The 19,820-nt window shown below is 69.5% G+C and carries 12 protein-coding genes and 1 pseudogene; 6 read left to right on the top strand and 7 right to left on the bottom strand.

Translation table 11 applies throughout. The features are described 5' to 3' along the window. The first annotated feature begins 94 nt into the window (after window positions 1-94). On the top strand, window positions 95-1,159 hold the full coding sequence (locus tag ACWEF2_RS12400; RefSeq protein WP_453814542.1) for an ice-binding family protein: 1,065 nt from the start codon (window positions 95-97) through the stop codon (window positions 1,157-1,159). A gap of 103 nt (window positions 1,160-1,262) precedes the next feature. Here the strand turns inward: ACWEF2_RS12400 and ACWEF2_RS12395 are convergent, their stop codons facing one another. Together ACWEF2_RS12395 and ACWEF2_RS12390 are read right to left on the bottom strand one after the other, a co-directional pair. Next, the gene (locus ACWEF2_RS12395) at window positions 1,263-2,330 is read right to left on the bottom strand and encodes a glucose-1-phosphate thymidylyltransferase (protein ID WP_453814540.1); all 1,068 of its coding nucleotides are present in this window, start codon (window positions 2,328-2,330) and stop codon (window positions 1,263-1,265) included. A gap of 133 nt (window positions 2,331-2,463) precedes the next feature. Beyond that, the gene (locus ACWEF2_RS12390; protein ID WP_453814538.1) at window positions 2,464-2,868 is read right to left on the bottom strand and encodes a GtrA family protein; all 405 of its coding nucleotides are present in this window, start codon (window positions 2,866-2,868) and stop codon (window positions 2,464-2,466) included. 151 nt (window positions 2,869-3,019) lie between these two features. Here ACWEF2_RS12390 and ACWEF2_RS12385 point away from each other — a divergent pair, with 151 nt between their 5' ends. Continuing rightward, complete coding sequence (locus ACWEF2_RS12385) at window positions 3,020-4,015, top strand: glycosyltransferase family 2 protein (protein ID WP_453814537.1); 996 nt, start codon at window positions 3,020-3,022, stop codon at window positions 4,013-4,015. A gap of 63 nt (window positions 4,016-4,078) precedes the next feature. Here the strand turns inward: ACWEF2_RS12385 and ACWEF2_RS12380 are convergent. Further along, a pseudogene (locus tag ACWEF2_RS12380) lies at window positions 4,079-4,759 on the bottom strand (GNAT family N-acetyltransferase); the annotation flags it as partial. A gap of 17 nt (window positions 4,760-4,776) precedes the next feature. Next, window positions 4,777-5,931, bottom strand: a complete 1,155-nt coding sequence (gene rffA / locus ACWEF2_RS12375; RefSeq protein ID WP_453814535.1) for a dTDP-4-amino-4,6-dideoxygalactose transaminase — start codon at window positions 5,929-5,931, stop codon at window positions 4,777-4,779. 1,027 nt (window positions 5,932-6,958) lie between these two features. Between rffA and ACWEF2_RS12370 the strand changes: the two genes are divergently transcribed. Further along, window positions 6,959-10,063 carry a DUF4082 domain-containing protein gene (locus ACWEF2_RS12370; RefSeq protein ID WP_453814533.1) on the top strand — a complete coding sequence of 1,035 codons (3,105 nt, stop codon included), beginning with the start codon at window positions 6,959-6,961 and terminating at the stop codon, window positions 10,061-10,063. An 87-nt stretch (window positions 10,064-10,150) separates the two neighbouring features. Here the strand turns inward: ACWEF2_RS12370 and ACWEF2_RS12365 are convergent, their stop codons facing one another. Continuing rightward, complete coding sequence (locus ACWEF2_RS12365; protein ID WP_453814531.1) at window positions 10,151-12,406, bottom strand: hypothetical protein; 2,256 nt, start codon at window positions 12,404-12,406, stop codon at window positions 10,151-10,153. 383 nt (window positions 12,407-12,789) lie between these two features. On the opposite strand from ACWEF2_RS12365, the gene ACWEF2_RS12360 reads away from it, so the two are divergent. From ACWEF2_RS12360 to ACWEF2_RS12350, 3 genes are read left to right on the top strand one after another with little or no spacing between them, the layout of a single operon-like run. After that, complete coding sequence (locus ACWEF2_RS12360; protein WP_453814529.1) at window positions 12,790-13,938, top strand: glycosyltransferase; 1,149 nt, start codon at window positions 12,790-12,792, stop codon at window positions 13,936-13,938. Further along, entirely contained in the window at window positions 13,926-15,842 is a 1,917-nt protein-coding gene (asnB, locus tag ACWEF2_RS12355; protein WP_453814527.1) for an asparagine synthase (glutamine-hydrolyzing), read from the top strand. Before ACWEF2_RS12360 ends, asnB begins: the two co-directional genes overlap by 13 nt. Continuing rightward, window positions 15,839-17,260, top strand: coding sequence for a lipopolysaccharide biosynthesis protein (locus tag ACWEF2_RS12350; RefSeq protein WP_453814525.1), 1,422 nt, complete (start codon window positions 15,839-15,841; stop codon window positions 17,258-17,260). The genes asnB and ACWEF2_RS12350 overlap by 4 nt, the downstream gene beginning before the upstream one ends. On the opposite strand, the gene ACWEF2_RS12345 is transcribed toward ACWEF2_RS12350, so the two are convergent. Both ACWEF2_RS12345 and ACWEF2_RS12340 read right to left on the bottom strand, forming a co-directional pair. Beyond that, on the bottom strand, window positions 17,159-17,986 hold the full coding sequence (locus tag ACWEF2_RS12345) for a class I SAM-dependent methyltransferase (protein WP_453814621.1): 828 nt from the start codon (window positions 17,984-17,986) through the stop codon (window positions 17,159-17,161). The two genes, ACWEF2_RS12350 and ACWEF2_RS12345, sit on opposite strands and share 102 nt — an antisense overlap. 101 nt (window positions 17,987-18,087) lie before the next feature. Continuing rightward, entirely contained in the window at window positions 18,088-19,362 is a 1,275-nt protein-coding gene (locus tag ACWEF2_RS12340; protein ID WP_453814523.1) for a hypothetical protein, read from the bottom strand. Between the last annotated feature and the right edge of the window lie 458 nt (window positions 19,363-19,820).

The raw sequence follows: 19,820 nt of genomic DNA, 5'->3' as shown, positions 1-19,820 counted from the left end.
CCACCGGTACGGTCGAATATTCGGAGCCGAGTATTGAGACCGTGCCGACGGCCGGCATTGGCTGCGAACCGCCTATGAAAAGGGCCATCTCATAATGATTATCAGTAAGCATCGCACTTCTCGACGGAATATCAGGGGCTCCCTGCCGGCGGCCCTCGCCATCGTCCTGGCGATGGGCGCGCTCACCGGGACACCGGTGAGCGCGCATGCGCAACAGCCGCCCGTGAATCTCGGCAACGCCCGGAGTTACGCGGTCATGGCCGGGACCGCGGTCATCAACACGGGCCTCACCCGGGTGGTCGGGAGACTCGGGGTGAGTCCCGGCACCTCCGTGACCGGCTTCCCGCCCGGCTTCGTTTTCGGCAGGGTGCACAGGGGGGACAGCGAGGCGGCCTCGGCCATGGCGGACGTGGTGGCCGCCTACGCCGACATCGCCGGCCGGACGCCCGACGCCACCGTGCAGGCCGAGCTGGGCGGGACGGCGATGGCCCCCGGGCTCTACGAGTCAGTGGGGGGAGGTTTCACAATAAACGGGACACTCACCCTCGATGCCCAGGGCATCCCAGGCGCGGTCTTCATCTTCAGGGCCGACACCCTCACCACGGCGGGGGTCAGCAACATCAACCTCGTGGGCGGCGCCCAGGAGAACAACGTGTTCTGGGAGGTCGACTCCGCGACGCTGGGCACCTACTCCGTCTTCCGGGGGAACATCCTGGCACTAAAGTCGATCATGGTGGGTGCGGGGGCGGTCCTCCACAGCCACGCCCTCGCCATCAACGAGACGGTCATCATCCAGGGCACCCCCCGCCGGCCCGCCACCCGCCTCGCCCTGCCGGACAGGCCGCCGACCGCCACGACCCTCGCCTCGTCTCTCAACCCCTCCACGGCGGGGCAGGCGGTCACCTTCACCGCCACGGTGCAGGCGATCACCGGTTCAATCGTCCCCACCGGTAGAGTGATCTTCAGAGACGGCTCCACCATCATCGGCGTGGCCCGGCACGGCAGCGGTGTCCCCGCGGTGTTCACGACATCGAGCTTGGCGGTGGGAGCACACCAGATCACCGCCGTCTATCTGGGCGGCAAGACCGCCGTCAACGAGGCGTGGATCAACTTCGCCCCGAGCGTGTCGCCCGTACTGATCCAGACCGTCAACAGCTGAACCCTGAGATCTCCGGACGGTCCCCTCCGGAGATCTCAGCGCGCCCCTCCCTTCGGGCCGCGTCACCGGCCCCGGAACCGCCCGTCACCGGTGACAGAGACCTTCAGGCGGGCACCTGAATTCTGCTGTGATCGCCCACCATCAGCTCGTGGGTGTTCGGCATGCCCGTCGCGCGGCTCACCTCGACGTTGCGCCCGATCAGGGAGTGCGCGATGCGCGACACCCCGTGGACCGAGGAGCCGTCGAGCACGATCGAGTAGTCGATCTCGGCGTTCTCCACCAGGCATCTCGCCCCGATCGAGGTGAAGGGCCCGATGTAGGAAGAAGTGATCTTGGTGTCCGCCCCGATCACGATCGGCCCGCGCAGGATCGAGTTCTCCACCACCGCGCCCCGCTCGACGACGACCCTGCCGGTGATCTCACTGAGCCGGTCCACCGTGCCCCTGACGCCGGGCTCGATCCGTTCGAGAACGATGCGGTTGCACTCCAGCATGTCCTGCAGCCGCCCGGTGTCCTTCCAGTAGCCGTCGACGAGGTGTGAGTGGACCCGGGAGCCGTGGTCGATGAGCCACGTGACGGCGTCGGTGATCTCCAGCTCGCCGCGCGCGGAGGGCGTGATCGCCCGGACCGCCTCGTGGACGGCCGGGGAGAAGATGTAGACCCCGACGATCGCGAGGTCGCTCCGCGGGTGCTCCGGCTTCTCCTCCAGTCTCAGGATCTCGCCCGCGGGCCCGAGTTCGGCGACCCCGTAGAACTGCGGCTCGGCGACCCTGGTGAGCAGGATCTGGGCGTCGTAGTCCGCCCGGCGGAAGGTGTCCACCAGGCCGGCGATGCCGCCCACCAGGAAGTTGTCCCCCAGGTACAGCACGAAGGGCTCGTCTCCGAGGAACTCCCTGGCGATCAGAACGCAGTGGGCCAGGCCGAGAGGAGCCTCCTGGGGAATGTAGGTGACGTCGAGGCCGAACATCGAGCCGTCCCCGACGGCGGCCCGGACCTCGGCCGCGGTGTCGCCGACCACGATGCCCACGCCGGTGATGCCCGCCTCCCGGATCGCCTCAAGCCCGTAGTAGAGCACCGGTTTGTTGGCGACGGGTACCAGCTGTTTCGCCGAGGTGTGGGTCAGCGGGCGCAGCCTCGTCCCTTTGCCACCCGCTAGAACGAGTGCCTTCACGTTCTGTGGTTCCTTTCGCGAGGAAACGCATGGCCGCGGTGACCACATGCCGTCGGAGTTTACAGTGGGCTTGAATCGGCGTTTCTTCACCGTCGCGCACCTTTGCCGAAGGGCGTGGGAGACGTTGCCGGGCTCACACGTTTCCGCGATTACGGAAGGTCCATGTCCGGTGGATCGCATAACTTAGCGGAGGACTCATGACTATTATCATCGCCTGCGCCACCATGATGGGAATTCCACAGAATTCCACCAGAATCGGCAGCCCGATGAGTGATGCGGCCAGGAAGGCCGCCCCGACCAGGTAGAACCGCAGGTAACCGGCCAGCCACGGCTCCCCGGAGACACGGAAGACCACCAGCCGGTACCACGGATAGACAATCACCACGGTGATAAAATGGCTGACCACGACCAGGAAAAGATAGGCGACCCCACCTTTGGTCGTCAGCAATCCTAGACCCAGGAGAGCGTAATAGAGCGCGGCCGTCATGGCGCCGGCCAGCAGATATGTGATGCGGTGGCCACCAAGAGCCGAGATCACAGCTCTCCGTCCCAAATGTGAATCCCTGTCACGGGCGGTTCGACTTTCGACGTCAACCATGTGGCGGTCACTCCGGATCACGGTCGGGCAGCGGAATCGACGAAATCCTAGTCGGCTCCGGATAACAGTCGGGGGATCAATGTCAGTGTCGGTGGTTATTCCGTGTTACCGCTCCGCGCGGACTCTTCCGGCGCTGGTGGCCAGGCTCACCCAGGTTCTCTGTGACATGTCCGTCCGCCACGAGGTGATCCTCGTCGTCGACGGAAGCCCGGACGACACCTGGAGGACGGCCGCCGAACTGGCCCACCGGATCGACGGCGTCCGCGCGGTGCACCTGTCCCGCAACTACGGCCAGCACAACGCGCTGGTCGCCGGGGTCAGGGAGGCCCAGTTCGAGGTCGTCGTCACGATGGACGACGACCTGCAGCACCTGCCGGAGCAGATCCCCCTCCTGCTGGCCGCGCTTGAGGGCGACCATCTCGACCTGGTGTACGGCGTGCCGCACCGGGAGGAGCACGGATTCGTCCGCAGCCTCGCGTCCCGGTCGGTGAAGGCGGGCATGGCCGGCGCGCTGGGCATCCGCACCGCCCGGACGATCAGCGCCTTCCGCGCCTTCCGGACACGCCTGCGGGACGGGTTCGAGGAGCTGTCCGGACCACACGTGTCGATCGACGTGGCCCTGTCCTGGGTCACCACGAGGGTGGGCTCGGTCAGGGTGCACATGAGCGGACGCGACCACGGGCGGTCCAACTACACGCCGCGCCTGCTGATACGGCACGCGGCGAACATGCTCCTCGGCTACAGCACGGCTCCGCTGCGCGCGGCGAGCTATCTCGGGTTCCTCGCCGGGCTCGTCGGCCTGGCACTGGGCTGCGCCGTACTGTGGCGCTTCGCCACCGGTGACACGACGGTGGCCGGGTTCACCACCGTCGCCTCGATGATCGCGATCTTCTCCTCAGCCCAGCTGATGTCCATCGGCGTCCTCGGGGAGTACGTCGGCCGGATACACGGCAGCGGAATGGGACGGCCGGCCTACGTGGTGTGCGAGCGCGCCGGGGGTGCCGGCGGCCTCGACGTGCCCCGGCAGTCCGACGGGCTCGGCCTGCCCGTGCACGCGGGGATCGGCTCCGGACCGGACGAACGGTGAGAGCAGGCCGGGCGAGACCAGGTGAACGGTGAGCAGGGTCCGCACGGGTTCGAACCCGTACCTCGCCCAGGCCCGCTGCACCCGCGTGTTGTGGCCCTGGGTGGAGATGACGACCTCGGCGGCGCCCCGCGCCGACGCGCGGTCCTCGACGGCCTTCAGCAGGTGGGCGTAGACGCCGCGCCCGCGCGCCTCGGGGACCACCCCGGCCAGCAGGATCTCCGTACGGCCGGCGGTCTCCTCCAGCGTGGCCAGCCCGAGGACGCTCCCGGAGCCGTGATCCCGCAGGGCCAGGCAGCCGCCCTCGGCGGCGGACCTCAGCGCCCACTCCCGGTAGCCCGCCAGCGCGCCGGCGGCGTCGAACAGGGGGTTGGCCAGGTAGTGGTTGCCGTACCCGGCGAAGATGGCGGACACCGGCCGGCGCGCCACCTCGGGACCGACCGGCTCCGCCGTCCACGGATCCGGCGACGGTCCGGGTGCCCGCCCCCGGCCGGCGCGCAGCCGCCAGTACACCAGCGAGTCCGCGAACACGGCGGTCCGGCCGAGCACGGTCAGTTCCGCGAACCAGCCGACATACTCGGCCGGATATCGCAGCACGATGACGTCGGCGGCCGACCCCAGCACGGCCTCGCGGACCACGGGGAACGGGGTCACCGCCGCCGCGGAGACGGTGAGCCGCTCCACGGAACGGCCGAACCGGGCGGACTCCAGGGGGGACTCCACGGCCTGTACGGCCCGCTCCTCCATCACGTCGTCCCAGCCCATCAGCGCATCCGGCAGGTCACGACGGCGTCGATCACCCGGGCCGTCCCGGCGTCGCCCAGGTCGGCGAAGAGCGGCAGCCGTACCAGGCGGTCGGCGACCTCCTCGGTCACCGGGCACCCGCCGGGGGCGACCCGCCCGTGGCGCAGACCGGCGGGCGCGGTGTGCAGCGGCTGGTAGTGGAACGTCGCCTGCACCCCCCGCCCCGCGAGGTGGCCGATGAACGCCTGCCGGTTCTCCAGGTCGGGAAGGAGCAGGTAGTACAGGTGTGCCGGATGGGCGCAGCCGTCCGGGACCATCGGCTGGGCCACCCCGTTCTCCGCGGCCCAGTCCGCCAGCCCCTCGTGGTAGTCGCGCCACACGGCGTGCCGCCGGAGCTGGATCCCGCCGAACGACTCCAGCTGCGCGGTCAGCTGCGCGGCGAGGACGTCGGACGGCAGGTAGCTCGACCCCACGTCGACCCACCGGTACCTGTCGACCTGGCCGCGGAAGAACCGGCTGCGGTCGGTGCCCTTCTCCCTGACGATCTCGGCGCGGGCCACCAGGTCGGCGTCGTTCAGCAGGAGCGCACCGCCCTCACCGCACTGCGCGTTCTTGGTCGCGTGGAAGCTCTGGGTGGCCATCCGGCCGAACGATCCGAGGGGCCGTTCCCGGTAGGAGCCGCCCAGGCCGTGGGCGTTGTCCTCGATGAGAGCCAGGCCGTACCGCCGGCAGAGCTCGCCGAGGGCGTCCATGGCGCACGCGACCCCCGCGTAGTGCATGACCACGACGGCCCGGGTGCGGTCGGTGATCGCGGCCTCGACCAGTTGCTCGTCCAGGTTCAGGGTGTCCGGCCTGCAGTCGACGAACACGGGCACCGCCCCGCGCAGGACGTAGGCGTTGGCGGCCGACACGAAGGTGAACGACGGCATGATCACCTCGTCGCCGGGCCGCAGGTCGAGCAGGATCGCCGACATCTCCAGCGCGTGGGTGCAGGAGGTGGTCAGCAGCGCCTCACCGGCGCCGGTCATCTCCCTCAGCAGCCCGGCGGCCCGCCGGGTGAACGGCCCGTCCCCGCAGGTGAACCCCTGGCGTACGGCCTGTGCCAGGTAGTCGAGCTCGTTGTCCGAGATATGCGTTCGATTGAATGGGATGCTCTTCAGATCGGTTTCGCTCACGGTCGCAGTGAACACCGGCCTGATCGGCCGACACGCATTACACTCTCATTTCCTGGCGAACCATTACGTAAGCCTTACATAATGCCGATCCATCCAGCACTCCACAAAAAAGGGGATTGTCAGAAATGGCAGCCCACCGTTCCTGAAAAGGCTACGGAAGGGCATTGCCCCCGCCACAAATGATCTTCTGACATAAGATCGGAACCGGCGCTCGTTCCGCGAGGAAACCCCCTTCTCCCTCGGTAATATTGCCCGGAACTCGGACATCGCCGCCTTTCGCCCGCCCCTGCCTCTCCCCGGCCGCCGGGGGCTCCGCCGCGAGGTCGCGATCAGAGGCTGCACGCGACGCACAACGAGGAGAGGTCTCATGCGACGGCGGATGTTCCCGATCGCGGTACTCGCCCTTGGGGTCTGCACGGCCGTCACGGCCGTCACCCCGGGGGCCGCCTGGGGGCTGGCCCCCGTCCCGCGCATCGGCCAGAGCGATGCGCGGGCGGGGAGCACCGATGGCCCGGAAGCCCCGCCCGCGCAGGAGGGCGCCCCGCAGGTGGCGGCGGATACCCCCCTCCCGGAGGGAGTACGGTCTCCGCGAGACGCCCGTCCCGCGGAGACCGGCCCGGCCCCGGCTGCGGACGCCGCCCAGGAGACGGCGCCGCCCGCCCCACCTCCCGCCGCCCCACCTCCCACCGGTCCGGCATCCGGCCACCCGGCGCCCGGCGGGGAGAACACCACCCCCGTGGAGACCGGCTCACCGGGTGAGGAACAACCGGATGGGGAAAAACCCGGAGTAGAACGGCCCGTCGGGGAAAAACCCACTGAAAATAGCCAAGGCAGAGCGAGAAAGGCCACGAACCCCGGTAACCGGGCATTCCGTGCCGCCTGCCCGCCGACTTCCGTGATCTGCCTGGAGAACAGCCTCCCCGGTAATCCCTCCAGCGAATGGAACATCCCGGGAGCGGGCAGCAGCAACATTCAGGGATATGCCACCAAAATAAGCGTCAACCACGGCGAAACCATACAGTTCAAGGTGAACACCGCGGCGACCAGCTACCGGATCGACATCTACCGCATCGGATATTACGCCGGAATGGGGGCGCGGAAGATAACGACCGTCAACCCCTCGGCCTCCCTGCCCCAGACGCAGCCGGCCTGCGTGAACGACGCGGCGTCCCAGATGGTCGACTGCGGCAACTGGGGGGTCTCCGCCTCCTGGGCGGTGCCCGCCGACGCCGTCTCGGGGGTCTACATCGCGAACCTCATCCGGCAGGACGGGACCAGCGGCGCCAGCCAGATGATATTCGTGGTCCGGGACGACGAGCGCGGCGCGGACATCCTCCTCCAGACCTCCGACGCCACCTGGCAGGCCTACAACACCTACGGCGGGACCAGCCTCTACCTGAGCAGCGGCCCGCCGGGGCGGGCCTACAAGGTCAGTTACAACCGCCCGTTCACCACCCGCGGCAGTAGTTGCTGTAACGGCTCGGTGGAGAGCTGGTTCTTCAACTCCGAGTACCCGATGGTCAGGTGGGTCGAGGCCAACGGATACGACGTGAGCTACACCACCAACGTCGACACCGTGACGCGGGCGGCGGAACTGCTCGAACACAAGATCTTCATCTCCTCCGGTCATGACGAGTACTGGTCGGACGAGATGCGGACCAACGTGACGAACGCCGGGAACGGCGGCGTCAACCTCGCCTTCTTCTCCGGAAACCAGAGCTTCTGGAAGACCCGGTGGGAGAACAGCATCGACGGAACCGGCACACCGTACCGGACGCTCGTCTGCTACAAGGAGACGCTGGCCAACGCCAAGATCGACCCGAACACCCAGTGGACCGGGACATGGCGCGACCCGCGTTTCTCCCCGCCGTCGGACGGCGGCAGACCGGAGAACGGCCTGATGGGGACGTTGTTCAGCGTCAACGGCGTCGTCAACGACGCGATAACCGTCCCCGCCGAGTACGGCGACATGCGGCTGTGGCGCAACACCTCCATCGCGACCCTGCCCGCCGGCCAGACGGCCACCTTCCCCGCGGGAACGCTCGGCTACGAATGGGACGAGGCCCCCGACAACGCCGTCACGCCGTCGGGGCTGGTGAGGTACTCCCAAACACCGCTGAGCGTTTCGTCCTATCTGCTGGACTTCGGCAGCACCTACGGCAACGGGGAGGCGGTTCACAACCTGACGCTGTACAAGGAGGCGAGCGGAGCCCTCGTCTTCGGCGCGGGCACCACCCAGTGGGCGTGGGGGCTCGACGCCAACCACGACCGGTCCGGCTCACCGACGGACATCCGGATGCAGCAGGCGACGGTCAACCTCTTCGCCGACATGAACACCCAGCCGGTCACCCTTCAGGAGGGCCTGGTGCCGGCGACCGCGTCGACGGACACCACTCCCCCGACGTCGGCCATCACCGCCCCGGTGAGCGAGGCGTCCGTGCCGACCGGAGCGGAGGTGCTGATCCAGGGAACGGCGGCCGACACCGGGGGCGGCGTCGTGGGGGGCGTCGAGGTGTCACTCGACGGCGGCACCACCTGGTCCTCGGCGGTCGGCCGCGCCACCTGGCAGTTCGTATGGACACCGACCACCACCGGACCGGCGACGATCACGGTCAGGGCGGTCGACGACATCGGCAACCTTCAGGCGCCCCCGACGACCACGACCGTGAACGTGACCTCGGGATGCCCCTGCACCCTCTGGTCGCCGACCGCCGTACCCGCCGAAGCCTCGCACAACGACCCCGCCCCGGTCGAGGGCGGGGTGAAGTTCCAGGCCGCGAACTCGGGTTTCGTCACGGGGATCAGGTTCTACAAGGGGGAACTCAACACGGGCACCCACGTCGGCGACCTCTGGACCGCCGGCGGGCAGCTCCTCGCCACGGCGACGTTCGTCAACGAGACCGCCTCCGGCTGGCAGCAGGTGGACTTCCCGACCCCCGTCCAGATCACCGCCGGCACCACCTACATCGCCTCCTACCACACCACCTCGGGCTTCTACTCGGTGTCGAGACCGTACTTCACCGCACCGCTGACGAACGGGCCGCTCACCGCGCTCGCCGACGGGGCGAGCGGGGGCAACGGCGTCTACGCCTACGGCGCGTCGAGCGCCTTCCCCAGCAACACCTTCGAGTCCAGCAACTACTGGGTCGACCTGGTGTTCATTCTGGAGAACAGCCTCTGGGACAACACCGCGGTCCCGGATGAGGCGTCCCACGACGACGCCCAGGCGGTCACCCTGGGGACGAGGTTCACGGCGAGCACGACCGGCACGATCAGAGGCGTCCGGTTCTACAAGGGCGCGCTCAACACCGGCACCCACACCGGCAGCCTCTGGACCGCCGACGGGCAACTCCTCGCCACGGCGACCTTCACCGGCGAGACCGTCTCCGGCTGGCAGCAGGTGAACTTCTCCACCCCCGTGCCCATCACCGCCGGCACCGTCTACGTCGTCTCCTACCACACCACCTCGGGCTTCTACTCGGTGTCGAGACCGTACTTCACCGAGCCACTGGCGAACGGGCCGCTCACCGCGCCCGCCGACGGGGCGAGCGGGGGCAACGGCCTCTACGCCTACGGCGCGTCGAGCACCTTCCCCAGCAACACCTTCCAGTCCAGCAACTACTGGGTCGACGTGGTGTTCGCGCCGTCGAACACCCTGTGGACCTCCCTGACCTCACCGGAGGTCGACTCCAACAACGACGCCCAGGCGGCCACGCTGGGGGTGAAGTTCACCTCGACCACGACCGGCCTGGTCAGGGGCGTCCGGTTCTACAAGGGGACGCTGAACACCGGCACCCACACCGGCAGCCTCTGGACCGTCGGCGGGCAGCTCCTCGCCACGGCGACGTTCGTCGACGAGACCCCTTCAGGGTGGCAGCAGGTGAACTTCTCCACCCCCGTCCAGATCACCGCGGGCACCGTCTACGTCGTCTCCTACCACACCACCTCGGGCTTCTACTCGGTGTCGAGACCGTACTTCGTCTCACCGCACGTGAGGGGACCGCTCACCGCGCTCGCCGACGGGACGAGCGGAGGCAACGGCCTCTACGCCTACGGCGCGTCGAACACCTTCCCCACCGGTTCCTTCCAGTCCACCAACTACTGGGTCGACGTGGTGCTCGACTATCTCTGAGAACCTCGCCCGGGGATGAGTCCCCGGGCGCAGACGAGCCCGGCTCCCCGGGAAAGGGGAGCCGGGCATTCAGGGGGGTTCGGGTGTTCAGGGGGCGTCGGGAAGCCGGTAGACGGCGTAGTCGCCGGAGCGGAAGCGGAGATCGGCGACATCACCGATCCGCGAGCCGAGGCCCAGGCCGCGCTCGTCGGCCAGAAGCCAGCGCACACCGTAGCGTTCCCTCAGCAGCCGGACCGCGTCCGCCGACGGCGCGGCGAAGACCGCCTCGTTGGCCCGCATCAGCTCGCCGTCCCAGAAGGGACGGTACTGGGGCGGCACCTCCGAACCGCGGCGGTCCATGTTCGTCGAGGTGTAGGCCCAGCCCTCGACCAGCACGTGCCGCTCGGTCAGCGCGGCAGCCCAGAACTGGCTGCTGTCGCACGGGCTCTCCCGCCCCCAGCGGCAGTGCGTGTTCGTGGCGATCAGGTCGTCGGGGGCCGAGTGGGCGCGCAGCCATTGACCGGCCGTCAAGGCCCCCGCGGGGACCCGGCCGAGCTCCGTCCATCCGCTGTCACCACCGGTCTGATAGGCGGGCCAGCCCCTGTAGACGAGGGAGAGGACACGCGCGTGCGCGGCCGACGGCAGGCCGACGGCCGCGACCATGACGAGCAGCAGAGCCCGGGCGCGCAGCCTGTGCCGCCCGGTTCCAAGCCCCCTGGCGGCCCGCCTTACGGCCACGCGCCGCCCGGCGAGGGCCAGTACGGCGAAGGCCAGGATCACCACGGCGACCAGCGCGGCGTAGGGACGGTACAGGGCATCGGCCGCCTGGCCCGGATCGAGCGGGACCCGCACCCCGCAGGCGACGGGGACCAGGTAGGCGGTGGTGGCCCCCGCGGCGGCGGCGCACGCCGTCGCGCCGAACGACGCCCGCGCCCGGCGCAGGACGACGAGGAGCCCGTAGACGGCGACGATCACCGGATAGGGGGAGGCGCTCCGCAGGAAGTAGAGCTGGCTGAGGCCGGGATGGGCGAGAAGGAGCACCGCGCCGAGACCCGCCACGCCCACGCCGAGCATGAGGACCACGGCGGGCCGTACGAGCAGGCGCGGACGGCTCAGCAGCCCGAGGACACCGCACCAGGCGACGGCCCAGCACAGCAGGTAGACCGCGGTGAAACCGAGCGCCGCCCCCGGTGACGGACCGGCCTCGCCGCCGGGGCCGGCCAGCTTCTCCCACGTCAGGTTGGTGAACGAGAGGGGGGAGACGACCGTGCCCTGCCGTACCTGCCCGAAGAGCACGAGCTGCGCGAAGATCAGGCATGCCACGGTCATCCCCAGCGCGGCGAGCGAGGGCAGGTGCGGACGGCGCCGCCGGATCGTCTCCGTCACCGTCACCGCCGCCAGGCCGGCGGCGAGCAGGGGCAGGTAGGTCGCCTTGGCGCCCATCACCGCGATGAGAAGGACACCCAGCAGGAGCCAGGCGCCGCCGTCACGCCTGGGGCGTTCGAGCAGGTCGACGAGAATGACGACGGCCGGGGCGAACAGCAGTGCCCCGAAGGTCTGGGTGGGACTCAGCCACGCGATCTCCTGGATGCTTCCCCAGGTGAAGTTCGGGTTCGCGCCCAGATACAGGCTCGGGGCCGCGACGAAGAGCGTGGAGACGACGGCCACCAGCGCCCCGGCCCACGAGTTCATGATCTGCCGCCCGGTCATGGCCAGGAGGACGACGAGCGCGGCCAGGATGGGCAGCATGCCGAGACGGAGCAGCAGCACCGCCGGTTCCACTCCGGTCACCCAGCTCGCCGCCGCCAGGTGCGCGTAGACGAACCAGTGGTAGAGGAGGGGCTCCCCCTCGACCCAGGGCACCGAGGGAGGCATGTGATGCCGCAGCTCGCCGACGAGGGCCAGGTGGAACGGCATGTCGATCGCGGCGGCGGCACGGTCGGGCCAGGTGAGGGCCTGCCTGCCGAAGAACGTCAGGGCGCTCCAGACCACCAGGAAGGCTGTGACCAGTGCCAGGGACCACGACCACCAGAGCGGTGACTCCCGCAGGTGGGACGCGTCTCTCCAGTGTCTCCGCAGCCGGGGGACGGTCAGGAAGACCGCGTACGTGGTGATCGGCCACAGGAGCACGAGCAGTGGTGCCCCGGCCGCGCGGGCCACGATGTAGGCGATCACCTCGACGGCGTAACCGAGCGTGGTGCCGAGCGCGACCTCCTCGGCCCGGGTGCGCGTGCCGCCGTACAGGGCGCGGATCAGCAGCAGCCCGGGCAGGGTGAGTCCCAGGACGACATAGGCCGCGAAGAGGGCCGTGTCCGCGAGGGAGACTCCGTGGAAACCCAGCACCACCACGGTGAGGACGGTCACGGACGCCGCGGGCGACCACCTCGACACACGGGGGCGCCACGGTCTCCGGCGCCGGATGGAGGGCGTTTCCCCACCGGGACGCCGGGCGGCCTCGGTACCCGCGCCGAGCCCGGACGGGCCCGGCGCGGGATCATGACGGAGCGAAGGCTTGATCATGGGCGCAAGTCTGGCGACACGAACTCCGGGGCCGAGCCGGGACGTTTACGCTCCGCGATGTTTTGCCCGTCTTTTCCGCGGGACGGACCGGTGTCGCCGGGACAATGGCACGACCTTGACCGAGCCACCACGACACGCCTTCCGACGACCTTGACCACGACGGCCGATCCGGACACTCTCGGTTAGATCACGATCACCCTGAGCGTCGACCGGAAGGGGATACCGTCGTGACGGCAGAAGACCGGGCAGACCTGCGACGCGTTGCGCTCGTCATCAACCAGCTGGGACGGGGAGGCGCGGAGGCGCAGCTGTCCCTGCTCGCTCAGGGGTTGCGGGCGAGGAACATCGACACGCATGTGATCCTCACCTGCGAGAGCGGACCACACCTGACGGCCCTGCGCCTGGCGGGGGTGGAGGTGCACCAGCTCGACTTCGTCCCCTCCCTGACGTCCCTGGTGCGGCCGTCGGCCCTGGTCCACAACCTCGGCGCCGGCATGCGCCTGCTCCGCCTGCTGCGACGGCTGCGACCACAGGTGCTCCACGCCTTCCTGTACTTCGACTATGTGCTGAGCGCGCCCGCCGCCCGGCTGTCCGGGGTTCCGGTCGTCGTCTCGGGCCGCCGCAGCCAGGGCTTCTACAAGCGGGGGCGCCGATGGGTCTTCGCCCTGGAGCGGGCGGCGACCCGCATCACCGACCACGTGGTGGCCAACGCGGTCGCCGTCGCGCAGGACGCCCGCGCATCCGAGCGTCTGCCGGCACGCAAGTTGAGTGTGATCTACAACGGCCTGCCGGCGTCGGCGTTCGAGCCGGTCGAGCCGGAGGAGGTCGGCACCCACCTGCCCGTGATCGTCTGCGTGGCCAATCTCCATCCGGTGAAGGGGCACCGCTTCCTGCTCGACGCCGCCGCGACGCTCGCCCGGCGGGGGCGGCCGTGCACGCTCGTCCTCGCCGGCGACGGGCCCGAGCGCGACCGGCTGGAGCGGCAGGCCTCCGTACTCGGCCTCGACGTCCGCTTCCGGGGGTCCGTCGACGACCCCCGGGGGCTCGTGGCCCGGGCCGACGTGGTCGTCCTCCCCTCGCTCTCCGAGGGACTGAGCAACGCCGTCATGGAGGCGATGGCCGCGGGGCGGCCGATCGTCGCCACCTCGGTGGGCGGCACCCCCGAGCTGCTCGACGGCCGGGGGGTGCTGATCCCCGCCTCGGACCCGGCGGCTCTGGCTGAGGCGGTCCTGCGGCTGCTCGACGATCCGGAGCTCGGCGCCGGGCTGGGAGCCGCCGCACGAGCCTGGGCCGCCAAGAACCTCGACATGACCGTCATGGTCGAGGAGCACATCGCCCTGTACCGACGACTGCTGGAGGCCAGATGTGCGGAATAGCCGGAATGGCGTCGATGCTCCACCCCGACCCGGAGCTCGTCCGGCGCATGTGCGACGTCATCGTGCACCGGGGTCCCGACGGCGACGGCTACCACCACGACGAACGCGCGGCGCTCGGCATGCGCCGGCTGGCGATCATCGACGTGGCCACCGGCGGCCAGCCCGTCTACAACGAGAACGAGCGGATCGTCGCCGTCTTCAACGGTGAGATCTACAACTTCGCCGAGCTCCGTCAGGACCTGGCACGGCGGGGGCACCGGCTGCGCGCCGCGGGTGACTCCGAGTGCCTCGTCCACCTCTACGAGGAGCACGGCGCCGACCTGGTCCAGCGGCTCCGCGGCATGTTCGCCTTCGCCGTCTGGGATCGCGACCGGGAACGGCTGGTCCTGGCCCGGGACCGGGTGGGAAAGAAACCGCTCTACTGGCGGGCCGACCAGACCTCGATCTGGTTCGGCTCGGAGCTGAAGTCCCTCGCGCAGGATCCGGGGATGCGCCGCGAGCTCGATCCGGTCGCCCTGCACCACTATCTGACCTACAAGTACGTCCCCGCGCCGTGGTCGATCTACCAGGACGTGCACAAGCTTCCCCCCGGACATCTGCTCGTCTGGGAGCGCGGCCGGGTCACCGTGCGCCGCTACTGGGAGCCGGACCGCACCCCTCGGACGGTGACGGACGAGCGGGCGGAGGAGGAACGGCTGCGCGAGCTGCTCCTGGAGGCGACCCGGATCCGGATGGTGAGCGAGCGGCCCCTCGGGGCGTTCCTGTCCGGTGGGGTCGACTCGTCGGCGGTCGTGGCGGCCATGGCCATGCAGAGCCGGGAGCAGGTCAAGACGTTCTGCATCGGTTTTGAGGAGAGCCGCTACGACGAGCGGCACAAGGCGCGGATGGTCGCCGAACGGTACGGCACCGACCACCACGAGCTCGTCGTGACGACCGACCTGCTCGGCGTCCTGCCCCGTCTCGCCTGGCACTTCGACGAGCCGTTCGCCGACTCCTCTGCGATCCCCAGCTTCTACGTGGCGCAGCTGAGCCGCGACCACGTCACCGTCGCGCTCAACGGCGACGGCGGAGACGAGAGTTTCGGCGGCTACCAGCGCTACGTCCTGATGAACCAGACGGGCCGGGTCCCGGCCCTGCCCTCCGCCCTCGCGGCGATGACCGCCCGGCTCGGCACCCTGCTCACCGAACGCGGCGACACGGGGACCACGGCCAGGCGGCTCGGCTGGCTGCTGCGCTTCGCCGCGGAACGGCCGGCCCGGCGCTACCCCCATCTGATGTCCTGCTTCACCCGGGAGCAGAAGTCCGCGATCTACAGCGACGCGTTCCGTGACCGGGTGGCGGGGGTGGACAGCCACCACCTGCTGGAGACGGTCTTCGACCGCTCGTCGGCCGACACCGATCTCGGCCGTGTCATGGACGTCGACACCGTGACCTATCTCCCCGGTGACCTGCTGGTGAAGGTCGACATCACCACGATGGCCAACTCCCTGGAGGCCCGCTCCCCGTTCCTGGACCACCATCTGATGGAGTGGGCCGCCGGCCTTCCCCCGGCGTCGAACATCCGCGGCACCCGGACAAAACTACTGCTGAAGAGGGCGGTCGCCCCCTGGCTGCCCGAGGAGCTGCTGCGCTGCCCCAAACAGGGGTTCGGCGTGCCGCTGGCCGCCTGGCTCCGCGGCGAGCTGCGGGAGCTGGCCCACGACACGCTCACCGACGACACCGCCCGGGACAGGGACCTGTTCCGGCCGGCGGCGATCCGAGCCCTGCTCCGGCGGCACATGGAGGGCGCCGACCACGGCGAACGGCTGTGGACGCTGCTCCAGTTCGAGCTGTGGCACCGGGCGCACGCGGTCCCGGGCGGCGCCACCACGGCGGCGGCCGGGTGCCCGGCGCCGCTGACATGAGCCCGACCACCACCAGGATCGTCCAGACCGCGGCCAGTAACGGGCTGCGGCTGGCGCTGTCCGCCGCGACGACCGTGCTCATAGCGCGCACGCTGCAGCCCGAGGGCCGAGGCGTCTACGCGATGATCGTGACCACGGCCACCACGGCGATCGTCGCGGGCCACCTGTCGGTGGGGAAGTCGCAGATCGCGCTCTGGCCCGACCCCACGCGGCACCGCTCCCTGACGGGCAACGGGCTTCTCCTCGGGCTGCTCTTCGGCACGGTGTCCGCCCTGTTCACCCTCGGGGTGGTGATCACGTTCGTACCGGGCCTGACACCCCACCCGCTGGGCATCGCCCTGCTGGCCGTACCGTTCGGCATCGCGTCGAGCAACCTCAACGGCATCGCGCTCCTGCAGTTTCGGACGGCCCTGGCCAACCGGGGGGTCATCCTGTCCGCCCTGGTGCTCTCCCTGCCGGTCGTGGTCCTCGCGGTCACCGGAAACCTGACCGTCACCTCGGCGGTCGTCTGCTGGGCGATGGCCACGACCGCACCCGTCGCGCTGTTCCTGCGATCACTCGGTCCCGCCGTACTCCGCGGCGACGCGACGCTCGCCCGGCGGCAGCTCTCCCTGTCGGGCCGCTACCACATCGGGCTGATCTGCCACCATCTCCTGCAGACCGCGGACGTGTTCCTGCTGAACATCTTCGTCTCGGAGGCCGAGGTGGGCCTGTACGCCGCGGCCGGCGCCCTCCTGGCCCTCGCGTGGGTACCGACCGACGCGATAGCCCAGGTCACCGTGTACCGTCAGGCGGGCGAGGACGAGGGCACCGCCCGGGACGTGACGGCTCGCGCGCTCCGGTTCAACCTGCTGCTCTGCTCGGCCGTCACCGCCGTGCTGGCGATCGCCTCCCCCACGCTGATCCCCCTCCTGTACGGCGACGCCTACACCGGCAGCGTGGCCCCGCTGCTCCTGCTGGCTCCCGGTGCGATCGCACTGTCGCTGACCCGGCCCACCGACCAGTATCTCGTACGGCTCGGCCGGCCCCTGAGCATGGCCGTCCTCCCCCTCGGGGCCCTCGCGCTCAACCTCGCGCTGAACGTGCTGCTGATCCCGCGGTGGGGTGCCGCCGGGGCGGCTCTGGCCTCCAGCCTGGGCTACACGGCGCTGGCGGCGACGGCGGTGGGGTGGTTCGCGTGGGTGGCCGGGGTGGGGGTACGGGAGCTGCTGCCCCGGGCCGACGATGTGCGCTGGGTGATCTCGCTGCTCCCCCGGCGGCCCGGCCCGGCCGCCCGGTCTGCGACCGGTGGGACCGGGCCGGAGGACGGGATTCCGTCAGGTCCGCGCGGGCGCGGTGAAGACGTACTCGTTGCAGCCAAGGCTGCCCCGGCACGTCTTCAGAAAGCTCAGCTCGAACCCACGGACATGGAGGAATGAGAAGATCTGCTCGGGCGAGGCGACCTCGAACGGGAAGCCCCCGATCCAGTCGACGAGATCGTGCCGGAACGACATCCCCCTCGGGAGGGCGCCATCCGCTGGCGTGCCCGACGCCGCCTTGACCAGCCTCACCATGACCTGCCGGGCACCGAAGTACGCTCCCCCCACCGCGACGAGCGTGTGCCTCGTCAGCGGGCCGGCCTGGACGTAGCGCCGCTTCACGCGCCACCACAGGCGGCTGGCCGGGCCCTGATCGTTGTAGATGGAGACGAACAGCGACCCGCCCGGCGCGACCAGGGAGGAGGCGCCGCCGATCGCGCGCCACATCTCACCGGTGTGGTGCAGAACGCCCCAGGAGTAGACGACGTCGAAGACGCCGAGTCCCCCGATGTAGGTGTCGTCGAGGATCGAGCCCCGCTCCACGGTCCATTCGCCACGCCGATCCCCGGCGAACCTCTCTCTGAGCCGTCCGCACGCGGCCACCGAGTCGGGGTCGTAGTCGAACGAGTGGACCCTGGCCCCCAGGCGGAGGGCCGCGAGTGAGAACAGCCCGCTGCCGCAACCGATGTCGAGAAAGGCGCGGCCGGTCAGGTCTGTGACGCCGAGGGCGGCCGTCAGCGACGCCGCGGCCTGCTCGACGCGCCGTTCGTCCACGAGCTCGATGAATTTCAGCCAGTTGTCACCGAAGGCGAAGCGGTCCCGGGAGGCCGTCTCCATTCGACTCATCGTCACGGCTTGGCTCCGATCCTAAAAAGTGCACTGCAGAGGGTGAGACAGCGGGTAGAGAACAGAGGCGGGGCGAGAAGGGCCCGGCTCGGGAATCCAGCTCATCGACCTGCGAAAGCGGGCCTTTCAACCGGGAGTGAGTCCGAGGGCTCCGGGCTTTCCGACGAAGGGCTTTCCACGGAAGGGCCTTCTGGTGAAATCCTGGTCCATGCTAATGCCGCCAGCAGGCTTGTGATCATGACGATCGGCATGCGCTGGCGAAAGATAAGCCCAATGTTGGCCATGGTCGTCGCATAGGCGATCGTGCTCGGAACGATGAAGAGCAGGAGAATCATCAGCATCGCACGGTCGGTTCTCCAGAGCCGCCGAGCCCCGCGGACGGCGCCGTGGAGAAGGAAATACCACACCAGCACGTCGACCTTGCCGAGTTGCAGCGCCAGGCTCCCCCCCGTCCAGGGAAAGGGAGAGAGAAGCGTGTAGAGGAGTTTGGGGCCGAGGGCACCCCACGGGTCACCGCCGTCGTCGAAGACGACACCCGAGCCCTCGTCGGTGTTGGCGCGGATGGCGACCTCCGACTGCCCCTGGTCCAGTTGCCCGCGCATGGCGCCTATGGGCGTCTCCTCATCGGCGCCCCCCAGGAGGAGCAGTACAGACGCCAGCAGCGCGGAGAAGACGAGCAGGGCACGCGGGGAGAGGCCGCGACCGCGGTTGACGGCGGCGAAGAGCAGCGGCACGGCGCACATGAAGACCATGTACGGGCGCACGTACCACAGCGCCCAGAGCAGAATCCCGAGCAGGAGCAGTTTCCGCACACCGAACCGGCGCATGTTCGAGACCGCGAGACCGAGACAGGCCACGACCAGGAGCGCGTTGAAGCCGTCCTTGAACGTGTCCGAGGTGTGCAGCAGGAACGCGGGCATGAACGCGGTCACGCACAGCAGCCGGAACGACGCGTTCTCGTCCGCGCCGACGAGCCTCGCGAACCGGTACACCACAGTGCACAGCGCGCAGGCCAGGAGGGCCACCACCGCCGTGCAGGCCAGCGAGGCCGGGCCGCCGCACAGGTAGATGACGACCGCGAAGACGTTGCACGGCAGGCTCGCGTCGTAGAGGTAGGGCATCTGCTCGGAGGTGACGTACTGGAAACCCGCGTGCCTCCAGTACTCGACGACGTCCAAGGCCCTCATCTCGTAGCCGACGTTGTCGCCGCCGTATCCGATGACGGTGCCCCGCAGCACCAGGACATGGACGACCAGCCGGACGGCGAACGCGGCGAGCAGCACCGGGAGCACCCGCCGCGCGACCTTCGCCTCCAGGCCGGCGTGCACGAGAAGGACCAGCACCACCGCGGCCGCGACGACGATGAAATATTCCATTGGCAGTCACCCTCAGCCGCTTTTCTGGATCGCGCCGCGGAGGCCGGCGGTCGGCTGAATCACCGGCAGGCGGCTTTGCAACGGCGACGCTAGCGCCGGGAAGATGCGACATCGCCCCCCGGGGCCGTTCCTGGTCCGGCGATTACCACCGCATGCGGTTTCTTTCCGATCCGCCGCCGCAAAACCGTGATCCGGCGGCCACGCGCGGGCCTTTCCCACCGATCGGGTCACGACCGGCCCCCCGAACAACACCAGCGACCGTCACATACAACCAACAGGTCACCGAAAACCGTAAATCGGGCGTGTCCTTGTCTAATCCTTTGTCAATCACCCGAAATATGGATCTCGCGCCGACGAGGTATCGCGGTTTGTCGGGACTGCGCCCACATCCGGCCCGGTGAACGCCCCGAGCGGAACAACTCGATCATGCGGAGGTAGGGAGCGGGAAAACATTTCGC

Source organism: Streptosporangium sp. NPDC004631, assembly GCF_053601935.1.
Note: the sequence above shows the minus strand (reverse complement) of the source record. Positions and strands in the feature narration are given on the sequence as shown.

Excerpts from the sequence above, each read along its gene's own strand:
- ACWEF2_RS12350 (WP_453814525.1), top strand. The coding sequence starts at position 15,839 with ATGAGCCCGACCACCACCAGGATCGTCCAGACCGCGGCCAGTAACGGG.
- ACWEF2_RS12340 (WP_453814523.1), bottom strand. The coding sequence starts at position 19,362 with ATGGAATATTTCATCGTCGTCGCGGCCGCGGTGGTGCTGGTCCTTCTC.
- asnB (WP_453814527.1), top strand. The coding sequence starts at position 13,926 with ATGTGCGGAATAGCCGGAATGGCGTCGATGCTCCACCCCGACCCGGAG.
- ACWEF2_RS12345 (WP_453814621.1), bottom strand. The coding sequence starts at position 17,986 with ATGAGTCGAATGGAGACGGCCTCCCGGGACCGCTTCGCCTTCGGTGAC.
- ACWEF2_RS12400 (WP_453814542.1), top strand. The coding sequence starts at position 95 with ATGATTATCAGTAAGCATCGCACTTCTCGACGGAATATCAGGGGCTCC.